At 51.2% G+C, this 16,291-nt stretch carries 14 protein-coding genes; 2 read left to right on the forward strand and 12 right to left on the reverse strand.

Features of this window, described 5'->3' with window-relative positions:
- Positions 1-58 precede the first annotated feature (58 nt).
- The 3 genes from miaB to V0288_RS01265 form a co-directional block, all read right to left on the reverse strand.
- Positions 59-1,399 (reverse strand): tRNA (N6-isopentenyl adenosine(37)-C2)-methylthiotransferase MiaB, encoded by a 1,341-nt coding sequence (gene miaB / locus V0288_RS01255; RefSeq protein ID WP_332863186.1) that lies wholly within the window; start codon positions 1,397-1,399, stop codon positions 59-61.
- Positions 1,400-1,614: 215 nt separating this feature from the next.
- Positions 1,615-2,049, reverse strand: coding sequence for a PIN domain-containing protein (locus V0288_RS01260; protein ID WP_332863187.1), 435 nt, complete (start codon positions 2,047-2,049; stop codon positions 1,615-1,617).
- Positions 2,046-2,273: a hypothetical protein gene (locus tag V0288_RS01265; protein ID WP_332863188.1), complete on the reverse strand. Its 228-nt coding sequence runs from the start codon at positions 2,271-2,273 to the stop codon at positions 2,046-2,048. Before V0288_RS01265 ends, V0288_RS01260 begins: the two co-directional genes overlap by 4 nt.
- A 71-nt stretch (positions 2,274-2,344) precedes the next feature.
- Between V0288_RS01265 and V0288_RS01270 the strand changes: the two genes are divergently transcribed.
- Positions 2,345-2,587 (forward strand): hypothetical protein, encoded by a 243-nt coding sequence (locus V0288_RS01270; RefSeq protein ID WP_332863189.1) that lies wholly within the window; start codon positions 2,345-2,347, stop codon positions 2,585-2,587.
- 109 nt (positions 2,588-2,696) lie between these two features.
- On the opposite strand, the gene V0288_RS01275 is transcribed toward V0288_RS01270, so the two are convergent.
- The 5 genes from V0288_RS01275 to V0288_RS01295 all read right to left on the reverse strand — a co-directional run bounded on the left by V0288_RS01275 (position 2,697) and on the right by V0288_RS01295 (position 7,798).
- Positions 2,697-3,722 (reverse strand): HEPN domain-containing protein, encoded by a 1,026-nt coding sequence (locus tag V0288_RS01275; RefSeq protein WP_332863190.1) that lies wholly within the window; start codon positions 3,720-3,722, stop codon positions 2,697-2,699.
- 267 nt (positions 3,723-3,989) lie between these two features.
- Positions 3,990-5,354 carry an NAD-dependent succinate-semialdehyde dehydrogenase gene (locus V0288_RS01280; protein WP_332863191.1) on the reverse strand — a complete coding sequence of 455 codons (1,365 nt, stop codon included), beginning with the start codon at positions 5,352-5,354 and terminating at the stop codon, positions 3,990-3,992.
- 32 nt (positions 5,355-5,386) lie between these two features.
- Positions 5,387-6,385, reverse strand: a complete 999-nt coding sequence (pdxA, locus tag V0288_RS01285) for a 4-hydroxythreonine-4-phosphate dehydrogenase PdxA (protein WP_332863192.1) — start codon at positions 6,383-6,385, stop codon at positions 5,387-5,389.
- A gap of 50 nt (positions 6,386-6,435) precedes the next feature.
- Positions 6,436-7,146 (reverse strand): tetratricopeptide repeat protein, encoded by a 711-nt coding sequence (locus V0288_RS01290; RefSeq protein WP_332863193.1) that lies wholly within the window; start codon positions 7,144-7,146, stop codon positions 6,436-6,438.
- A gap of 106 nt (positions 7,147-7,252) precedes the next feature.
- Positions 7,253-7,798, reverse strand: coding sequence for a dihydrofolate reductase family protein (locus tag V0288_RS01295; RefSeq protein WP_332863194.1), 546 nt, complete (start codon positions 7,796-7,798; stop codon positions 7,253-7,255).
- A 22-nt stretch (positions 7,799-7,820) separates the two neighbouring features.
- On the opposite strand from V0288_RS01295, the gene rbsK reads away from it, so the two are divergent.
- Positions 7,821-8,771 (forward strand): ribokinase, encoded by a 951-nt coding sequence (gene rbsK, locus V0288_RS01300; RefSeq protein WP_332863195.1) that lies wholly within the window; start codon positions 7,821-7,823, stop codon positions 8,769-8,771.
- A gap of 99 nt (positions 8,772-8,870) precedes the next feature.
- On the opposite strand, the gene V0288_RS01305 is transcribed toward rbsK, so the two are convergent.
- From V0288_RS01305 to V0288_RS01320, 4 genes are all read right to left on the reverse strand, one after another.
- Positions 8,871-10,289, reverse strand: coding sequence for a slr1306 family protein (locus tag V0288_RS01305; protein WP_422661868.1), 1,419 nt, complete (start codon positions 10,287-10,289; stop codon positions 8,871-8,873).
- Positions 10,290-10,318: 29 nt separating this feature from the next.
- Positions 10,319-10,579, reverse strand: coding sequence for a hypothetical protein (locus V0288_RS01310; protein WP_332863197.1), 261 nt, complete (start codon positions 10,577-10,579; stop codon positions 10,319-10,321).
- Positions 10,580-10,680: 101 nt separating this feature from the next.
- Positions 10,681-12,291 (reverse strand): calcium-binding protein, encoded by a 1,611-nt coding sequence (locus V0288_RS01315; protein WP_332863198.1) that lies wholly within the window; start codon positions 12,289-12,291, stop codon positions 10,681-10,683.
- A gap of 825 nt (positions 12,292-13,116) precedes the next feature.
- Positions 13,117-16,200: a DEAD/DEAH box helicase gene (locus V0288_RS01320; RefSeq protein WP_332863199.1), complete on the reverse strand. Its 3,084-nt coding sequence runs from the start codon at positions 16,198-16,200 to the stop codon at positions 13,117-13,119.
- Between the last annotated feature and the right edge of the window lie 91 nt (positions 16,201-16,291).

Here is a 16,291-nt window from a genome sequence, read left to right on the forward strand (position 1 = left end):
ACTCCTGACTCCTGACTCCTGACTCCTGACTCCTGACTCCTGACTCCTGACTCCTCCCTTAAATCGGGACTCCTGACAGGCTGAACGGACGCGCCTCGGTAATTTTGACTTTGACCGATTTGCCCCGTAATTCGTCGATATTGCCGGTGAAGAAGGTTAAACGGTTGCCGCGGGTACGTCCCATCACTTGGGTAGCGTCTTTCGGGTTCACTTCCTCGACGAGAATTTCTTCTACCCGTCCTAGATAACGCTGGGAACGTTCCGCCGCTTTGGTGGCGACGAGGTGGTTGAGACGTTGCAACCGATCGCTTTTTACCTCCTCGCTTACTTGATTGTCCCACAGCGCGGCCGGGGTTCCGGGACGCGGGGAATACGCGGCCGTATTCAGTTGGTCGAAGCCGATCTCGTCTACCAGTTTCAGCGTATTTTCAAACTGTTCCTCGGTTTCGCCGGGAAAAGCGACGATCGCGTCGGCGCTGATAGACGCGTCCGGCATTAGTTCGCGAATGTTATCGATAATCTGGCGATATCTCTCGTGTGTGTAACCGCGTTTCATCGCCTTGAGAATTTCGTTATCTCCCGATTGGAAGGGAATATGAAAATGTTCGCAAACTTTCGGCAATTCCTGACAGGCTTTGATCAAACGCTCGGTAAAATAGCGGGGGTGACTGGTGGCGAAACGCAGGCGATCGATCCCCTCCACGTCATGCACGTAGTACAGTAAATCGGTCAGGGTGTGTAAATGTCTACCGGTTTCCGTCACTCCCGGCAGATCTCTCCCGTAAGCGTCGATATTCTGCCCTAATAACGTGATTTCTTTATATCCCTGTCTACCTAGTTCTTCCATTTCCGCGCGAATCGCGTCGGGAGTCCGGGATTGTTCGATTCCGCGGACGTTGGGAACCACGCAATAGGTACAGCGCTCGTTACAGCCGTAAATCACGTTCACCCACGCGGTAATATGGCTTTCCCGTCGGGGTTTGGTGATGTCTTCCATGATGTGGACGGGTTCGGTAGCGACCACCTGCGAACCGTCGAAAACCTGTTGCAGTAAATCGCCGAGACGGTTGGCGTGTTGCGGCCCCATGATTAAATCCACCTCGGGAACCCGTCGCAAAAGTTGTTCGCCCTCCTGTTGCGCCACGCAACCCGCGACAATGAGGGTGAGATCGGGTTTGTGTTGTTTCCGTTTCGCCTGCCTACCGAGGTAGGAATAGACTTTCTGTTCGGCGTTGTCGCGAATGGTACAGGTATTGTAGAGGATCAGATCCGCCTCGTTGGGATCTTCCGACCATTGGAAGCCCATATTTTCGAGAATACCCGCCATGCGTTCGGAGTCAGCTTTGTTCATCTGACAGCCGAAGGTGGTGATATGGTAACGACGGGGGGAGAGGTTCATGGCGGTTCGGGGAATTCGGTACTAAACATCCAGCCCTCTATTGTAGCAATTCTCGATCCGTCGATCGGGGGGAGTAGTCCGCGAGCGGGCGATTTCTCTACTCTATTGAATCGTTTAGACGTAATATCGAGAGAAAGTTACGGGTTTGTCGTCCGCGGGATCGTTCGGGTGATATTTTCGAGCACTTTTTCAATCGCGCCAAATGTTAGAACCGCTTAACTGGGAGACGATTCTCGTTCTAACAAATTTTTTAGCTCTTCTGGCGATCGAGTGGGAATGGGTGAACCGACGAATCCGGAAAGATCACGAGTCACGATCGTTTCTAACTCGGCCGTTATCGCGCAAGCTACCTGTACCGCGTCTTCAAAATCAGCCAACCCGATCGAGATCGCCCGTTCTAATACCGCTCGATCGACCGGGCAAATTTCCATCAACGCTAATAAACGAGTTACCGCCATAATAGCGGTTTCCGCGCTTTTGGTCTGCCGTCCCACCAGATAGTGTACGTCTGTAATCGTCGTTGCCGATATAAATCCTTCGATCGTTCTGGATTCAACGGCCTCCAGCAGAAAACCCGCGGACTCGACAAACGGTTCTCGTGCCAGCAAAGCGTCTAACAGGACATTAGTATCGAATAAAACTCGAATCACAAATATTTACTCTCTAGACGTTCTTTCAAGAGGGCTTCTACTTCCTCATCGGTGGGAGGGGGCGCGTCTGTTTTGGCGATGCCGATTAAACTGGCCGCTAAACCTTTGGGTTTTACGGTGGGACGGGATTCGGGTTGAAGAGATCGAGTCAGGGTATCGATTAATTGTAAACGCTCCTCGATCGAGAGTTGTAAGGCTCGCTCTTGAATTTCCTGTAAGGTCATAAGTCGAGTAACCGTCTAAGATTCCCCTATTCTATAATTAAGATTACTTCATTCGATCGAACCCTTACCCTATGGAAGCCACGAGCGAAAATCTCCCCGAACTCCAACAAGCACAAGAGGCACTGGCGCAACTTTCGGCCGAGCGTTTAAAAATCGCCGTCGAGTTTATCGCCTATTTGCAAGAGAAAGAATCACGAGAGGCAACGGAAGAATTGCTGACGATTCCGAATTTTTTGGAAGAGTTAGAAGAAGCGGAGGAAGAAGTTCGATCGGGCGCGGTAGTATCTTTTGAAAGTATCCGTCGTGATGTATGAAATAATTCTAGCTCGCAAAGCACAGCGATTTTATCACGAGACTGATTTTACGCTTGGTCTCCGATCAAATAGCTGTTTTAATGAATTCGCCAAGAATTTCCTTTATATATTAAAATTTAGCGTGTTCTTGTAGAAATTCGTGTAATGGCATACCATCGAACTCTAATTCGGGTACAACTGGCATATCACGATTTAAGTTTTTGCCGATACATTGAGCGACGACTTCACAAATTTCCAATGATAAAAGATGAGCTTTAACGGCATCATTTATTAAAACCGTTATTTCTCCGTATCGAACGCCAGCGAGACACTGTATATCTTCAATATACTGTTGCGGTATTTCAGGAAGACCTAAATTTTTAGCCTGATTAGAAAGTTCTCGTAATGAGTGAGTTCGTTTTATCGAGCCTCCTTGTAAAGCTATATATGACTTGAGCAGTTTTTCAACAGCCTGTAGACTCGACCATTTACTTAACCCCGGTTGAGATCGATGCTCCATAAGGTGAAATACAGCCGCATTAAAATCCCCATTCGCCTCGTTAATGTAATCTATATCCTGTATGGCTTTTAAGGATAAGTACGCTCCCATGCCGCTCATAAAAGCAACATATATTTTAATAAATTCTTCTGTGGAGAGTGAGGAAGCGAAATCGAGAGTTAAATCCTCAACAAAATTTATAATATTAGAAATTGGAGGTTGATTGATGCCAATATTTTCATATTGTTTGCCTAAGTTTTGCGGCTCGCAAATAAAATGAACCGCGCCGTATATTGTAGGACAGTTAATCACAAACAGATCCCCGCGCAAAGGACAAACGACCTGACCTATACGAAAGGGAACCTTAAGTCGGTCACCATATCTTCGTTCTATCCAGTTATGAACTCGTATACTTATTTCCAGTGGATCGAAACAGCCATGTTGATGAGGGCGACGAGGTGGAAGAGCGTTAAGAACAATATCATAGCGTTTAGTTATTTTTAAGCCTGCCATAAAAGGACGTGCCGTAATTGAAATTCCCTCATTTGCCATCTCCCGATCAATATCTTCCATTAATAACAAAAATTCCTCTTCGGAGGAAATGACTAGCGGCGGTCTAAAATCTTGTGATTTTTCTTCCCGATCATTTGTAGTCATCAATACATCCTTACATTAGAATTAGATTTAAACGCAAAACAATCTGTTACTATCCTCATTATACCAATTTTTAAAAGTCATGCAAGAATTAGTTAGTTCGTGCGCTCCTAACCTCTTGATCACCAAGTATAGAGCCTCGGATGTATTGCACGATTAAAGAAAAATAGTATTATTGATTATAGCAAATTTTTCTAAAAAGTTTACAGATTGATTAAAAATCAGGGTGAGCGTATCGCCCACCCTCAGTTAAATCTTAAGAAATTCAGGCTACTTAATCCAAATGGTCTTGATGTTTACGAACTCGCGGATGCCCTCCGCGCTTAACTCGCGACCGAAACCCGATCGCTTGCTACCCCCGAAAGGTAAACGCGGATCGGATTTCACCATGCCGTTAATAAACACCGAACCGGCTTCCACTTCCGAGACCAATCGATCGATCTCCGCCGGATCGTTCGTCCACGCGCTCGAACCTAACCCGAAAGGACTATCGTTCGCCAACGCGATCGCCTCGTCGATATCTTTCACCCGGAACAACAACGCCACCGGCCCGAAAAACTCCTCTTTTTCCCCCGGTGAACCCTTCGGAATATCGGTCAGAATCGTCGGTTGATAGAAATTTCCCGCGCCCTCGATCCGTTGTCCTCCGGCTAGAATTTTACCGCCCATCTCTACCGTTTTCCGTACCTGTTCGGCAATTTCCTCGACGATTTTCGCGGTCGCGAGAGGGCCGATATCGTTGCTTTCCTCGATCGGATCGCCCACTTTCAACGCTTTAACTTTCTCGACAAATAATTCCGTAAAGCGATCGAACACCGAATCGGCCACGATAAACCGTTTCGCCGCGATGCAAGTTTGCCCGTTATTCAATGTCCGCGCCATTACCGCCGTCGCGGCCGCCGCCTCGATATCCGCGCTATCCAAAACGATAAACGGATCGCTACCCCCCAACTCCAAAACCACTTTTTTAATCTGTTTCCCGGCCGCGGAAGCGAGACTCATCCCCGCGGGTTCACTTCCCGTTAATGTTGCCGCTTTCACCCGCGGATCGTTGACGAGATCGAGCACTTTTTCCGCGCCGATTAACAAGGTTTGGAACACACCCGCGGGAAATCCCGCCTCTAGTAAAATCCGTTCAACCGCCAGGGCCGATCGAGGTACATTAGAAGCGTGTTTGAGAATCCCCACGTTTCCCGCCATTAACGCGGGCGCGGCGAAGCGGAATACCTGCCATAACGGGAAATTCCACGGCATGACCGCGAGAATAATCCCTAACGGTTCGTAACGGACGAAACTACGGCTCGCGTCGGTAGCGACTTCGTGATCTTGGAGAAATTCCGCCGCGTGATCCGCGTAGAAACGGCAGACGAGAGCGCATTTCAAAACCTCGCCGATCGCCTGTTTGATCGGTTTCCCCATCTCTAGGGTCATATTTCGCGCCAATTCCACCTGATCGCGCTCTAGAATGTCCGCCGCCTTTCGCAACCATTCACCCCGTCGCGCGATCGGGATGTGACGGTATTCTCGGAAAGTCGCGTCCGCGAGCGTTAGTTTCGATTCGATTTCGTCTGAAGTCAGAGGGGTAAAAGTTTCCAAAACTTCGCCGGTTGCCGGATTAACTGAAGCGATCCCCATATTCGATCGTCTCCTAGTGAGAGCTACATGATCTAGTCTAGATCGCCGCTCGATCGCTGACGGCACAATTCCGCGGCTAGTTGAATAGCGGCTTTCATACTATCGGCGCGCGCGATGCCTTTTCCCGCGATGTCGAAAGCTGTCCCGTGATCCGGGGACGTGCGAATGAACGGTAGGCCGATCGTCGTGTTCACCGCCCGATCGAACGCCATTAATTTCACCGGAATCAGCCCCTGATCGTGATATAACGCCAGATACGCGTCCGCGGGATTTCCGCCCCCCTCGAACCAAGCGCGGCCCGGTTCCAGCCACATCGTATCGGGAGGGATCAAGCCGATTAATCTCGCGTTCGGGTATTTTTGCCGCGCGCTGTCCAACCACGCGTTTAACCAGTCTTTTTCCTCGGTTCCCAGTTGTCCGGCTTCCCCACTGTGGGGATTCAATCCCGCGATCGCGATCGACGGATTCGTTATCCCGAAATCTCCCGCTAAACAATCTAGCAATAATTCGAGTTTTCGGGTCATTAGCTCAGGATTTAACGCGGTCGGAACGTCTTTTAGGGGAATATGGGTCGTGGCGAGGAGCGTTCGCAGTGTCCAGCCGGTACGCGGGGATCTGGCGACGAATAGCATCCCGTAGCGATCGATTCCCGCCATTCCCGCTAATACTTCCGTCTGTCCGGGGAAATCGTATCCCGCTTGTTTCCAACAGGATTTCGCGATCGGCGCGGTCACGATCCCGTCAAATTCACCCGCTAACGTGCGTTTTATCGCTTCCTGTAAGTAGAGAAAGCTAATTTCCCCGCTGTACGCGTCTCCCTTGCCCACGGTGATTTTTTCGGGGTTGTAGGGGATATCGAACAGAGGAAAATCGGTATTCGGTAGAAACGCCCGCGTACCGATGAGAGCGATCTGACAATCGCGGGTAATCACTGGATCTTCGATCGATTTTAAAACCACTTCCGGCCCGATGCCCGCCGGATCGCCGATGGGAATCACCAGACGGGGAAGAGAAGAGGGGGAATGTGCCATCGGAGAAACCCGCGAGAATTACCAGGATCGATCGTAACCGCTCGATCGCTCTATTTGGGCTGTTCGTTTCCACCGGACGCGGGGACGGGGTTCGTGTTTTGAGAGGAACGGAAATATCCTTTGGCCAACGCGAGCGCTAATCCGACGAGAATCGCCACGATCGCGCCCCGATAGAGGGAATTCACGCCATATCTCGGTTTCGCGCTATTTTTCCATCCGTTAATTTGCCGTAATACGCGCTCTCGTTCCCGCTCGGCCCACGGCCAACCGGGAGATAAAACCAACGCGCGATCGAAATCCGCGAGGGCTAAATCGAGTTGTTTCATGTCCGCGTACACCAATCCCCGGTTATAAATCGTCCCGCACTCGTCCGGAACGCTCTCTAGAATTCGGTTGTAATATTCCAACGCCTTATCGTATTGCTGGAGTCCGTGATAGGCCGCGCCGATGCGTCGGTAGTAGGGAATCGGCTCGGTATCGAGTTCTAGTCCCCGGTACGCGTCATCGAGTTCCCCCTGAAAATCACCTTCCGCGTGTTTCGCCCATCCCCGACAGTAGTAGGCGAACCCGTAATCCGGCGCGAGTTGTAAGGCTCGATCGTAATTTTTTTTCGCCTGTCCGATGTCGGATTTTTGCTGGTAGGCGAACCCGCGATAGGCGTAGGCGGGCGCGTGGTCGGGTTTTAACCCGATAACCTTCGAGAAACAATCGATCGCGCGATCGTTCTCGTCTTCATTTAACCATTCATTCCCTTGCGCCATTAAGCGATTTACTTCGGAGAGCGTGTCGGGATCTGTTCGGGAATTTCGATCGATCATAACCGGGCAATCATTTTGAGGGGAAACGGTTGGCTAGATCCCGCGGGTATTATTCGCCACGATCTCGTCGAGAATCGAGCCTATACTGCAATTGTATACACCCATTCGGATAGGAGCGAGAGGCGATCGGGGTTAACTTATCCGGCTTTCCTGACACACCGAAGAGGGGAATTCCCGACCCCAAAACGATCGGCATAACCGAGACGATCAATTCATCGATCGATCCCGACTCTCGAAAAGATCCGGCCAGTTGTCCCCCACCCACTAACCAAACTCGCCCCCAACCCCTCTCCCGTAACTCCGCGACCGTCTCCCGCGGGTTCGCCGGGGTAAAAGTGACTTCCGGGATTTCCCCCGATAATGGCGTTCGCGAGAACACGAAACAAGGTTTCCCCGGATAGGGCCAGCTACCGAAACCGAGAATCTGTTCGTAAGTGCGACGACCGAGGAGAAGAGCGTCGATCGAGTCGTAAAATTCCCGATAACCGTAGTCTTCTCCCTCGATCTCGTAAGCCCCTAACCAATCGATCGATCCGTCCGGGGTGGCGATATAACCGTCCACGCTCATCGCGACATAGTAAACCACGCTCGTCATAATTTTCGGGATTCTAGAAAGAGTGTTCAACCGATCAGAGTACGATCGAATTATCGTTCACGCGGATCGATCGATGGAAATTCTGGTTATCGGCAGTTCTAACACGGATATGGTCGTTCGCGCGCCCCGTCTTCCCGTCGCGGGAGAAACCATTCTCGGGGGACAATTCCGCATGGTTCCGGGGGGAAAAGGCGCGAATCAAGCCGTCGCGGTGGTGCGTTTAGGCGGATCGGTTCGTTTCGTGGCGAAATTAGGGGACGATCTCTTCGGGAGACAGACGCTCGCCGGTTTGCGAGAAGAGAATATTCCGGGCGATTATATTTCGATCGATCCCGAATTTCCCTCCGGGGTGGCGTTAATCACCGTGGACGAGCGCGGCGAAAACTCGATCGTGGTCGCGGGTGGCGCGAATACGCGGTTAACCGAAACGGATATCGATCGATCCCTTCCCGCCCTAGAATCCGCGGAAATCATCCTCCTACAGTTAGAGATTCCCTTACAAACCGTCGAATACGCCGCGAGATTAGCCCGCGAGTTCGGAAAAACCGTCATTCTCGACCCCGCGCCCGCGTGTCCCCTCCCCGATTCCCTCCTACAAACCGTCACCATCCTCACCCCCAACCAAACCGAAGCCGAGCTATTAACGGGAATCGCGGTCAATAGCCCCGAAACGGCGCGAAAAGCGGCGATAGAACTGCGCGCTCGGGGCGTGGCGAACGTGATTATCACCCTGGGTTCGGAGGGCGCGTACCTGTATAACGGGGAGATCGATCGACGGATTCCCGGATTTCCCGTCGAGGCCGTGGATACAACCGCGGCGGGCGATACTTTTAACGGCGCGTTAGCGGTCGCGCTCGCCGAGGGCAAGGATCTCGTAACGGCGATCGCCTTCGCCCATCGGGCCGCCTCGATCGCGGTGACTCGTCCCGGCGCTCGTTCCTCGATTCCCTACCGTCGGGAAATCGCCTTTTAGGGACAAAAACTTCGAGAGATAGCCGTATATAAATTAAAAAATCTAGGATTTCGTCTCCTAGACTTTCGTATGATGACCGATCGAAGAATTCCCGATCGACTAACCCGCCACTTTCGCCTCGGCTAGATGCGGTATAGCTTGCTTGACAAAATCTTGTAAAAATGCTATGCGCTGATTTTGTTCAAAGATCTGCTTGATTTTCCGCGCCAGTCGATCGAGGTTGAACTCTTCGCCGGTTTTCGCGGTGATTTCCTGTTCTTGGAAATACTCGATCACGCTCAAACCCGCCAGACGGGTGAGATAGGCCGCGCTGACTCCCTGCACCGTACCGCCCGCGATATAGGTGAGGGCGTTACCTTTGAGGAGAGCGCCGATCGCCTGCGTCGTCACCTCTACCACGCCTAACTGTACCATCAGTTTCCCGATCGTTTCCGCCGCCGTCCGCGCCCCCGCGAGAGAGATTTTCTGCTGGTAGATCTCGCCGAGATCGACTAACATCTGTCCGTTAATCGCCGCGGCCGCCACCAGATCCAGCGCCGCGACCGGGTTCGCGAAAGCCGTCGCCGCCGCGATCCATTGATACTGTTCGATGACGGGGATAGCGCGCTTCCGTCGGGACTCGTTGAGGAGCGATTTTCCCCGTTCCTGTAACGCGACCGCCTCGCGCCAGAGGGTTCCGAACACTAAACTCTCTCTTTCCTGTTGGAAAATCCGGGTTAACCGGTTTTCTAACGCGTCGATCTCGATTTGACGGGGTTCGATCGATTCGATAATCTCGCCATCGGCTTGATGCTGGCGGACTTTCATCGGTTCGGGCGCGGCGGCGATCGAGAGGATATTTTCGACGGGAATGGTATCTTTAATCCGTTGTTTGAGCGCGAGAAGGATTTCCTCTTTTTCTTCCGGGTGGAGACGATCCTGTTTGGTGAGGAGAAGGAGCGATCGCAGGTGTTTTCGATCGAACTCTTGCAGGATCTGCCACTCGGAATCGGTGAGATCGCCGTTCACGAGATATAGCACGAGATCGGACGCTAGAGCCGTCTTTTCCTCGCCCGCGCCGGTAATCGTTAGTAAAGGTTCCGTCTCGACGAAAGAAACGCCATCGCCAAAATTTTTAGCCGATAATACTTCTTGTAAAGCCGTTTTTCCCGTTTTGCGGGTTCCCGCGATCGCGACTTGTAGGGTTTGTCGATCGAACCGTCGGGGTAGTGCCGCGATTTCCTGTTTTAACGCCGAGATATCGGTTTCCGGGGCTTCTTTTTCCAGATAATTCACGATCGTGTTGGCGCGCTCGATCGCCTCCAGCACTTTTTCCCGATTTAAAGGACTCGGACGGAGGAAATCGAGGGAAGGAGTCGGTTTTCGGAAAAACCATAACCCGGCGCCGACGGCGATCGCGCCGATCATTCCCCATTCTCCGACCTCTGCCAGTCTGCTATGAAACGCTTCCCAAACTCCCAGAGCGATCGTGATGCCTAAGCCCGATACTAAAATTGGTTTTCCGATTTTCACGCCCATTTCTCTCGATTCCTCGCCAACTGCCGTTTTCATTTTATCCTTTTCCCGATCGAACCGAGGCCCTTTTCCCGTATCGCGAGCGATCGGTTAACCGTCATCTCCCGAACGAGCGGTTCTCCTACCGTCCGGGAGAGAGCGTGTTCCCGATCGCCGGAACCCTGGATTTCTTGTCCCTCCACCCGTTCGCGGGGACGATCGAGAATCGTCGCCTCTTCCACTTCGTTTCCGACGCGGGTAATTCCTCGATCGATCGCTTTCCGATCCCGGTTCCCGGCGATCGACCCCGGCAATTCTATCCCCGTTTTTTCGATCGAGATTGTTCTGTCCGGTGAGCGACAAGATATTGAACGGCGCGTTCCGGTAGCTCTCCAACCGCGAACGCTCGGAGCGACTACCGCCCGAGGATAGCGGCCGGTCTCCCCCCTAACTCTTCCAGGATCGCCAGGTGTTCCGCGTCGGCGATCGTCAACTCCAGGCGCATCTGTCGGAGAATGGACAGACTAGAGACCGAGTCGGTGTACCCTTCCTCTAGGAATTCTTTCAACACGGCTTTATAGGCTTTTAATCGCTCCTCGTGGGTGAAATCCGGGAGGATTTTGGCGAGAACGTATACTTCGTCGGCGTTGAGCTTTTCTAGACAACGACCGTCCAGATAGCTGGCGGTATCGAGACCGAGTTTCGCCAGTTGCTGGCGGAGTCGTCCGGCGAGAGATTCGCGCCGGTAGCCACTCGGATCGCGGAACCACGTCCGGTACAACCAGGTGCCACTGATAATCCCGAACGAGATACTGGCGAAAAAATGCCAGAACGTCGGCATGAGGTTAATAAACGGTCGCCCCCCGAAAATAAAGAAAAAGTTGAAAATCAGGAAGGTTCCGAAACTGAACATTCGGTGGCGAACAATTTCGGAAGGTAGAGGGTTCTTTTGACGAATTAGAGACACTTTGTAGGCTTTCTCGAGTTTTCTTCCCGAGAAATAGCCGAAATAGGTAAAAAGCCCCAGGGTCAGGGGAACGGACACCCATTTCGGGATCGCGATCGTCTGTCCCCAGACATAAAAACCGGACTTAAACAGTTCTCCGAGCGGATCGGCCTGATTTGCCCAAGCCCCGGAGAAATAATAATCCCAATTTCCCGCGTAGAGATAGTAATAGACGAAATAACCGACAACCAAGCCGAAATAGGCGTAATACATGAACTGGCGATCGGGGGACAGAATGCCCTCCCAGTAGGAACGTTCCGCGTCGATGTCGTTACAGGCACTCTTACAGGCGACACAGGCGCTCTGTTCGGTTCCGTCCGCGAGGACGACACGGCACATAGACTGGGTGATCTTGAGGTTCCGATCCTCGTGCGCGGTACTGTTCAATAAACCTCTCGGTTCCCCGAAAATTTTTTCTACCGGTCCCATCGGGCAGAAATAGTGACACCAGGATTTGCCACCGTACCAGTATCCCACGCCGATCGCGGCGACAATGGTGAAGACCAGAAAGCCCCCTAAAATCAGGCGATGGGAGTTATAAAGGAGGATTCGACCGCATAAGCCCAAAAATAGGAGTCCGAATTGTAGATATAGATGATTTCGGGCGAGCCAAGAGTTTTTCGGTACTTTATAGACCTCGTAACGGGTTTTCCCCGATCGATCGGTGTGTTTTTTTTGCCTCTGTTTTCCCAGGGCCCGCGGGATCTGCGAGAGGAAGGATAAAGGACAGATCCGCCGCCAGGTCTCGTGGCCGCAGAGTAAGAGGATTAAAATTCCAGCGGGGACGATCATTCCCCAAAAAATCGATGTTCCTAAAGGATGGGGGGAGTCGGATAAACAAACTCCCTGAACCGCGATACAAACCTCGGGACGCGATCTCAGGGGGCTATAGTAATTGGTCGGTTCGGTTAGTATTGACGAGATCGGGTCGTAAAAGAGAGAGAATATTAAAAGGAGCCATCCGATGGTGATCGTCCACCGGACGCGGTGCATGGTTCTCTCGGGGATTCGCGCGAGCATAATTAATTCTCCTGTAGGTCATTCACTTCGAGAAAGGAAAACACGATCGATAGAAAACTCCACCTATCCCCCCCCTAGATCGGGTTAGACAGGCGCGATTCGGGTTGAGACCGGAGTATTGGACTATAGCGAGAAAGTATCGGTCGCCTAGGAGTTTCCACTTCCGAGGAAAGGGGGTAGGTAACGCCGCGATAGGTGAGTTGCATGGGTGTGTCTCCTAACAAGCTAACGTTGTTTTACATGACTCCAGTATCGCGATAACGCCCAAAATCCGAAAGCCGAAAAAATCTGGAAAGTTAAGGAGCGAGAAGCCGGAGAAATCAGGTCTACAACTATATAGTTGTGGTAGGTTACGCTTCGCTAACCCACCACAACGATAACTTTATTTTTTCCGCGTTCTCGCGCGACTGTGGCTAAGACTCTACCGGGAGGTTTGTAGCCAGTATAGACAGGGAAAGGGGCTTGACAATCGTTCGATCGCCTTTTTCCATCATCTTACACCATATTTCGGTATCGAGACGAACGCGGGCTTGGCAAGCATTCGGACGCGGTTTTCCGTGAGAGATCGGGAAATTGGGGATCGCGCTCCCCGTCCGACTACCGATCGAAGAAATGGATAATTTTTCGATTTTTTCGCTCTCTGCCGTTGTTTCTCGCGCGGGGAGATCGGCGATCTCGGACGGAACTAGCGGGAGCGAGCGAAAACCATCCCGGAAACGAAATATCCGTCTGAATCTTGATTTCGGGGATTTTTCGAGGCTCGAAACGGAATTCTGGCAGGATTTTCAGAATGGAGAGAGCGTCGTATCGCGAAAAAACAACCGCTTAGCTCTCTTCGTCGTCGATAATCGCCGATCGATCCAGTAATAACAGTTCCCGCAGTCGATCGGTATCCAGTTCCGTCAGCCAATTTTCTCCCGCGTCCACGGTTTGTTCCGCGAGTTGTTTTTTACTCTCGATCATGTCGTTAATTCTCTCTTCTAGCGTTCCCGTACAGATAAATTTATGTACCTGTACGTCGCGTTTCTGGCCGATGCGGAACGCGCGATCGGTGGCCTGATTTTCGACCGCGGGATTCCACCAGCGATCGACGTGAAAGACGTGATTCGCTCGCGTGAGATTTAAGCCCGTCCCTCCCGCTTTTAAAGAGAGGATAAAAATCGGCGGCCCGTCCGGATCGTTTTGGAAGCGATCGACCATTTCCACCCGTTCCTTCTGTTTTGTCGAACCGTAGAGAAATAAAACTTCCCGCTTTAATTTCTTCTGTAAGTACGGTTGTAATAATTTTCCCCACTCGGCGAACTGGGTGAAGATTAACGCTCGATCACCCTCCTCTACTAACTCCTCTAGCATTTCTTCCAAGCGTAATAATTTTCCCGATCGATTCCCGGACTCTAAACGATTTTCCTTGAGAAACTGAGCGGGATGATTACAGATCTGTTTCAACTGCATCAGTAACGTGAGAATCAATCCCCGTCGTTGAATTCCCTCGCTCGATTCGATTTTCTGTAAAGTCTCGCTCGCGAGCGCTTGATACATATCGGCCTGCTCTTTAGAAAGTCCGCAGAAAACATTCATCTCCTGTTTTTCCGGGAGATCTTGAATGATGCTTTTATCGGTTTTCAAGCGTCGCAGAATAAACGGACGGACGAGAGAGCGTAGGGAGTGTAAAGATTGTCGATCGCCGTATTTCTCGATCGGGATCGCGAAACGTCGCTGGAAGAAGGATTTATTTCCTAAAAAATTCGGGTTGAGAAAATCGAGGATCGACCACAATTCCGAGAGACGGTTTTCTACGGGAGTTCCCGTTAAAGCGACCCGGAATCCCGCGGGTAATTCTCGTACCGCTTTCGATTGTTTCGCGTCCGGGTTTTTGATATTCTGCGCTTCATCTAACACCACCCCGCGCCACTCGATCGACCCTAACGTTGTCGCGTCCCGATACACTAACGGGTAACTGGTGATCACGAGCGCCTTATTTTGAACTTCTCTCGCGAACGTTTTTCCTTTCGATCGCTTTTCCCCGTGATGCAAGAGAACCGAGAGTTTCGGCGCGAATTTTTTCACCTCCCGTTCCCAGTTATTCACCACGGAAGTCGGACAGACCACTAACACGGGATTCTCTAACAGATCCCGCTCCTGTAAAGACAGTAAAAAAGCGATTAACTGCGGTGTTTTTCCCAATCCCATATCGTCCGCTAAACAGGCACCCAATCCCCACTGTTCGAGGAAATTTAACCAACTGACCCCTTTCTTTTGATAGGGGCGTAATTCTCCTTTAAAATCTTTCGGAGTTTCGATCGGTTGAATGCCTTGATTGTTGGTGAGATTGGCGATCAGTTCTTGCAGGATTCCCGTGGCCTCGAAATTCACGACGGGAAGTTTCGCGATCACGTTATGATCTCCCGAACTCAATCGTAAAGCATCTTCTACCGAGAGATCGATCGGGGCTACGGTATTGCTTAAAATCTCCCGCGCCGCTTTCACGTCCGTGGGTTGTAGAACGATCCACTGTCCCCCCACCTCGACGATCGGCGATTTTTTCGCCAGTAATTTATCGAAATCTTTTTGCGAGATTTCTTGATCCCCGACTACTAATTTTAATTGAAAATTTAACAGACTTTTTAAGCTTAACCGCTCTCCTTTCTTGGGCGTAACATTCGCCTCGATTTTAATTCCCAAACGGGTTTCGTTACTTCCCGCCGCCAATCCATCGGGTAGAATTACCCCCAAGCCCCGATCTTGTAGTTGCCAGGCTATCGAGCGGATAAATTCGTAGGCTTGGATCGGATCGAGCGCGCATTCGGTGGGATTACTTTCTTCTAAGCTCGCCTCGATCGGCGCGTGAATTAACGAGGCGAGTCCTAATCCTTTTAATAAAATCTCTTGCGGGTGTTCGATCGCCCGTCCGTTCGTGTAATAGATCTCGCCCGACTCTTCCCAGATCGATCGGGCCGTGACGAGAACTTTTTCATCATCTAAGGCTTGTAACGCGTAAACTAATCGCCACGTTTCCCCATCGGGTGACGGGGGATGTAGCGAGAAACAGACTCGATACTGATTCTCGATCGAGAGTCGATTATCGAGGGGGATCAGGTTTTCTTGAATCGGGAATACCCAGTTAGAATAAGCGTTCGCTAACCGCTGGAACGTGTTCGGATCGATCGCTATCTGTCGATCGGTATCGCTCAGGGATTGTAACCAGGGACGCGTGAAAAGAGACGGGGAGATCGCGCTCTTACTGTCTACAGAACCGCGAACGCGCGCGTCGATAATATTGCGGAGGAAATCGAGCAGGATAACCCGCGTGTCCTCTCCCCCCCGATACGCTTGACAGATTTTCGGCGCGGTTTGAATGAACTTGGCGAAACGGGAACGATCGAGCGTGCTATCGAGCAGGGGATACCACCAACTCTCGAAGTTTTCCCCGTCCGGATTCGCGATTCCCGCGAGAAATTTTCCCCGCGCGAGTAAATCCAAACTCCAGCGATGAACGTACAGCCAGAATCGCAGATCGTTCCCGATTCCCTCCACCGTCCCCAAAGGTAATCTCGTCAAAAGTCCCGCGCTCGTCGCGACATCGAGGGCGATTCCCGACACGCGCCAAGTCTGTAATCTCGTGGATTTCGCGGACGGATCGAGAGATTGTTCGCCTAGGAACGGAAGAAGATATTTTTTTCGGGGAGGCGAGTAACTCGGTAAGGTGATTTCTTCCTCGGTAACGTTCGCTTTATCGAGTTTTACCTCAAAAGATTGAAGCTTCCGAATTAGTTCCGAAGAATCTAAACAGAACGGGTGAAAATCGAGGTTTTCCAGTTCTCCGACCTCGATCGTTCGCCATCGTTCCCCCCAGATAAAAAAATAGCTGACCCCGGATCGAACCATCCAATTCCCGTGTAAAGTAGTCATTATCGATCGGTAAAATCCTTAGATAAATTGTTTTTTCCGAAAAACTTGTCGATCGCCTTCAGAACTATCGGTCGGAACAAATCGTCATTCT

Source organism: Pannus brasiliensis CCIBt3594 (genome assembly GCF_036688125.1).
Lineage (GTDB): Bacteria > Cyanobacteriota > Cyanobacteriia > Cyanobacteriales > Microcystaceae > Pannus > Pannus brasiliensis.

Excerpts from the sequence above, each read along its gene's own strand:
- V0288_RS01265 (WP_332863188.1), bottom strand. The coding sequence starts at position 2,273 with ATGACCTTACAGGAAATTCAAGAGCGAGCCTTACAACTCTCGATCGAG.
- miaB (WP_332863186.1), bottom strand. The coding sequence starts at position 1,399 with ATGAACCTCTCCCCCCGTCGTTACCATATCACCACCTTCGGCTGTCAG.
- V0288_RS01270 (WP_332863189.1), top strand. The coding sequence starts at position 2,345 with ATGGAAGCCACGAGCGAAAATCTCCCCGAACTCCAACAAGCACAAGAG.
- V0288_RS01275 (WP_332863190.1), bottom strand. The coding sequence starts at position 3,722 with ATGACTACAAATGATCGGGAAGAAAAATCACAAGATTTTAGACCGCCG.
- V0288_RS01290 (WP_332863193.1), bottom strand. The coding sequence starts at position 7,146 with ATGGCGCAAGGGAATGAATGGTTAAATGAAGACGAGAACGATCGCGCG.
- V0288_RS01280 (WP_332863191.1), bottom strand. The coding sequence starts at position 5,354 with ATGGGGATCGCTTCAGTTAATCCGGCAACCGGCGAAGTTTTGGAAACT.
- V0288_RS01320 (WP_332863199.1), bottom strand. The coding sequence starts at position 16,200 with ATGACTACTTTACACGGGAATTGGATGGTTCGATCCGGGGTCAGCTAT.
- V0288_RS01315 (WP_332863198.1), bottom strand. The coding sequence starts at position 12,291 with ATGCTCGCGCGAATCCCCGAGAGAACCATGCACCGCGTCCGGTGGACG.
- pdxA (WP_332863192.1), bottom strand. The coding sequence starts at position 6,385 with ATGGCACATTCCCCCTCTTCTCTTCCCCGTCTGGTGATTCCCATCGGC.
- V0288_RS01305 (WP_422661868.1), bottom strand. The coding sequence starts at position 10,289 with ATGGGCGTGAAAATCGGAAAACCAATTTTAGTATCGGGCTTAGGCATC.
- V0288_RS01295 (WP_332863194.1), bottom strand. The coding sequence starts at position 7,798 with ATGACGAGCGTGGTTTACTATGTCGCGATGAGCGTGGACGGTTATATC.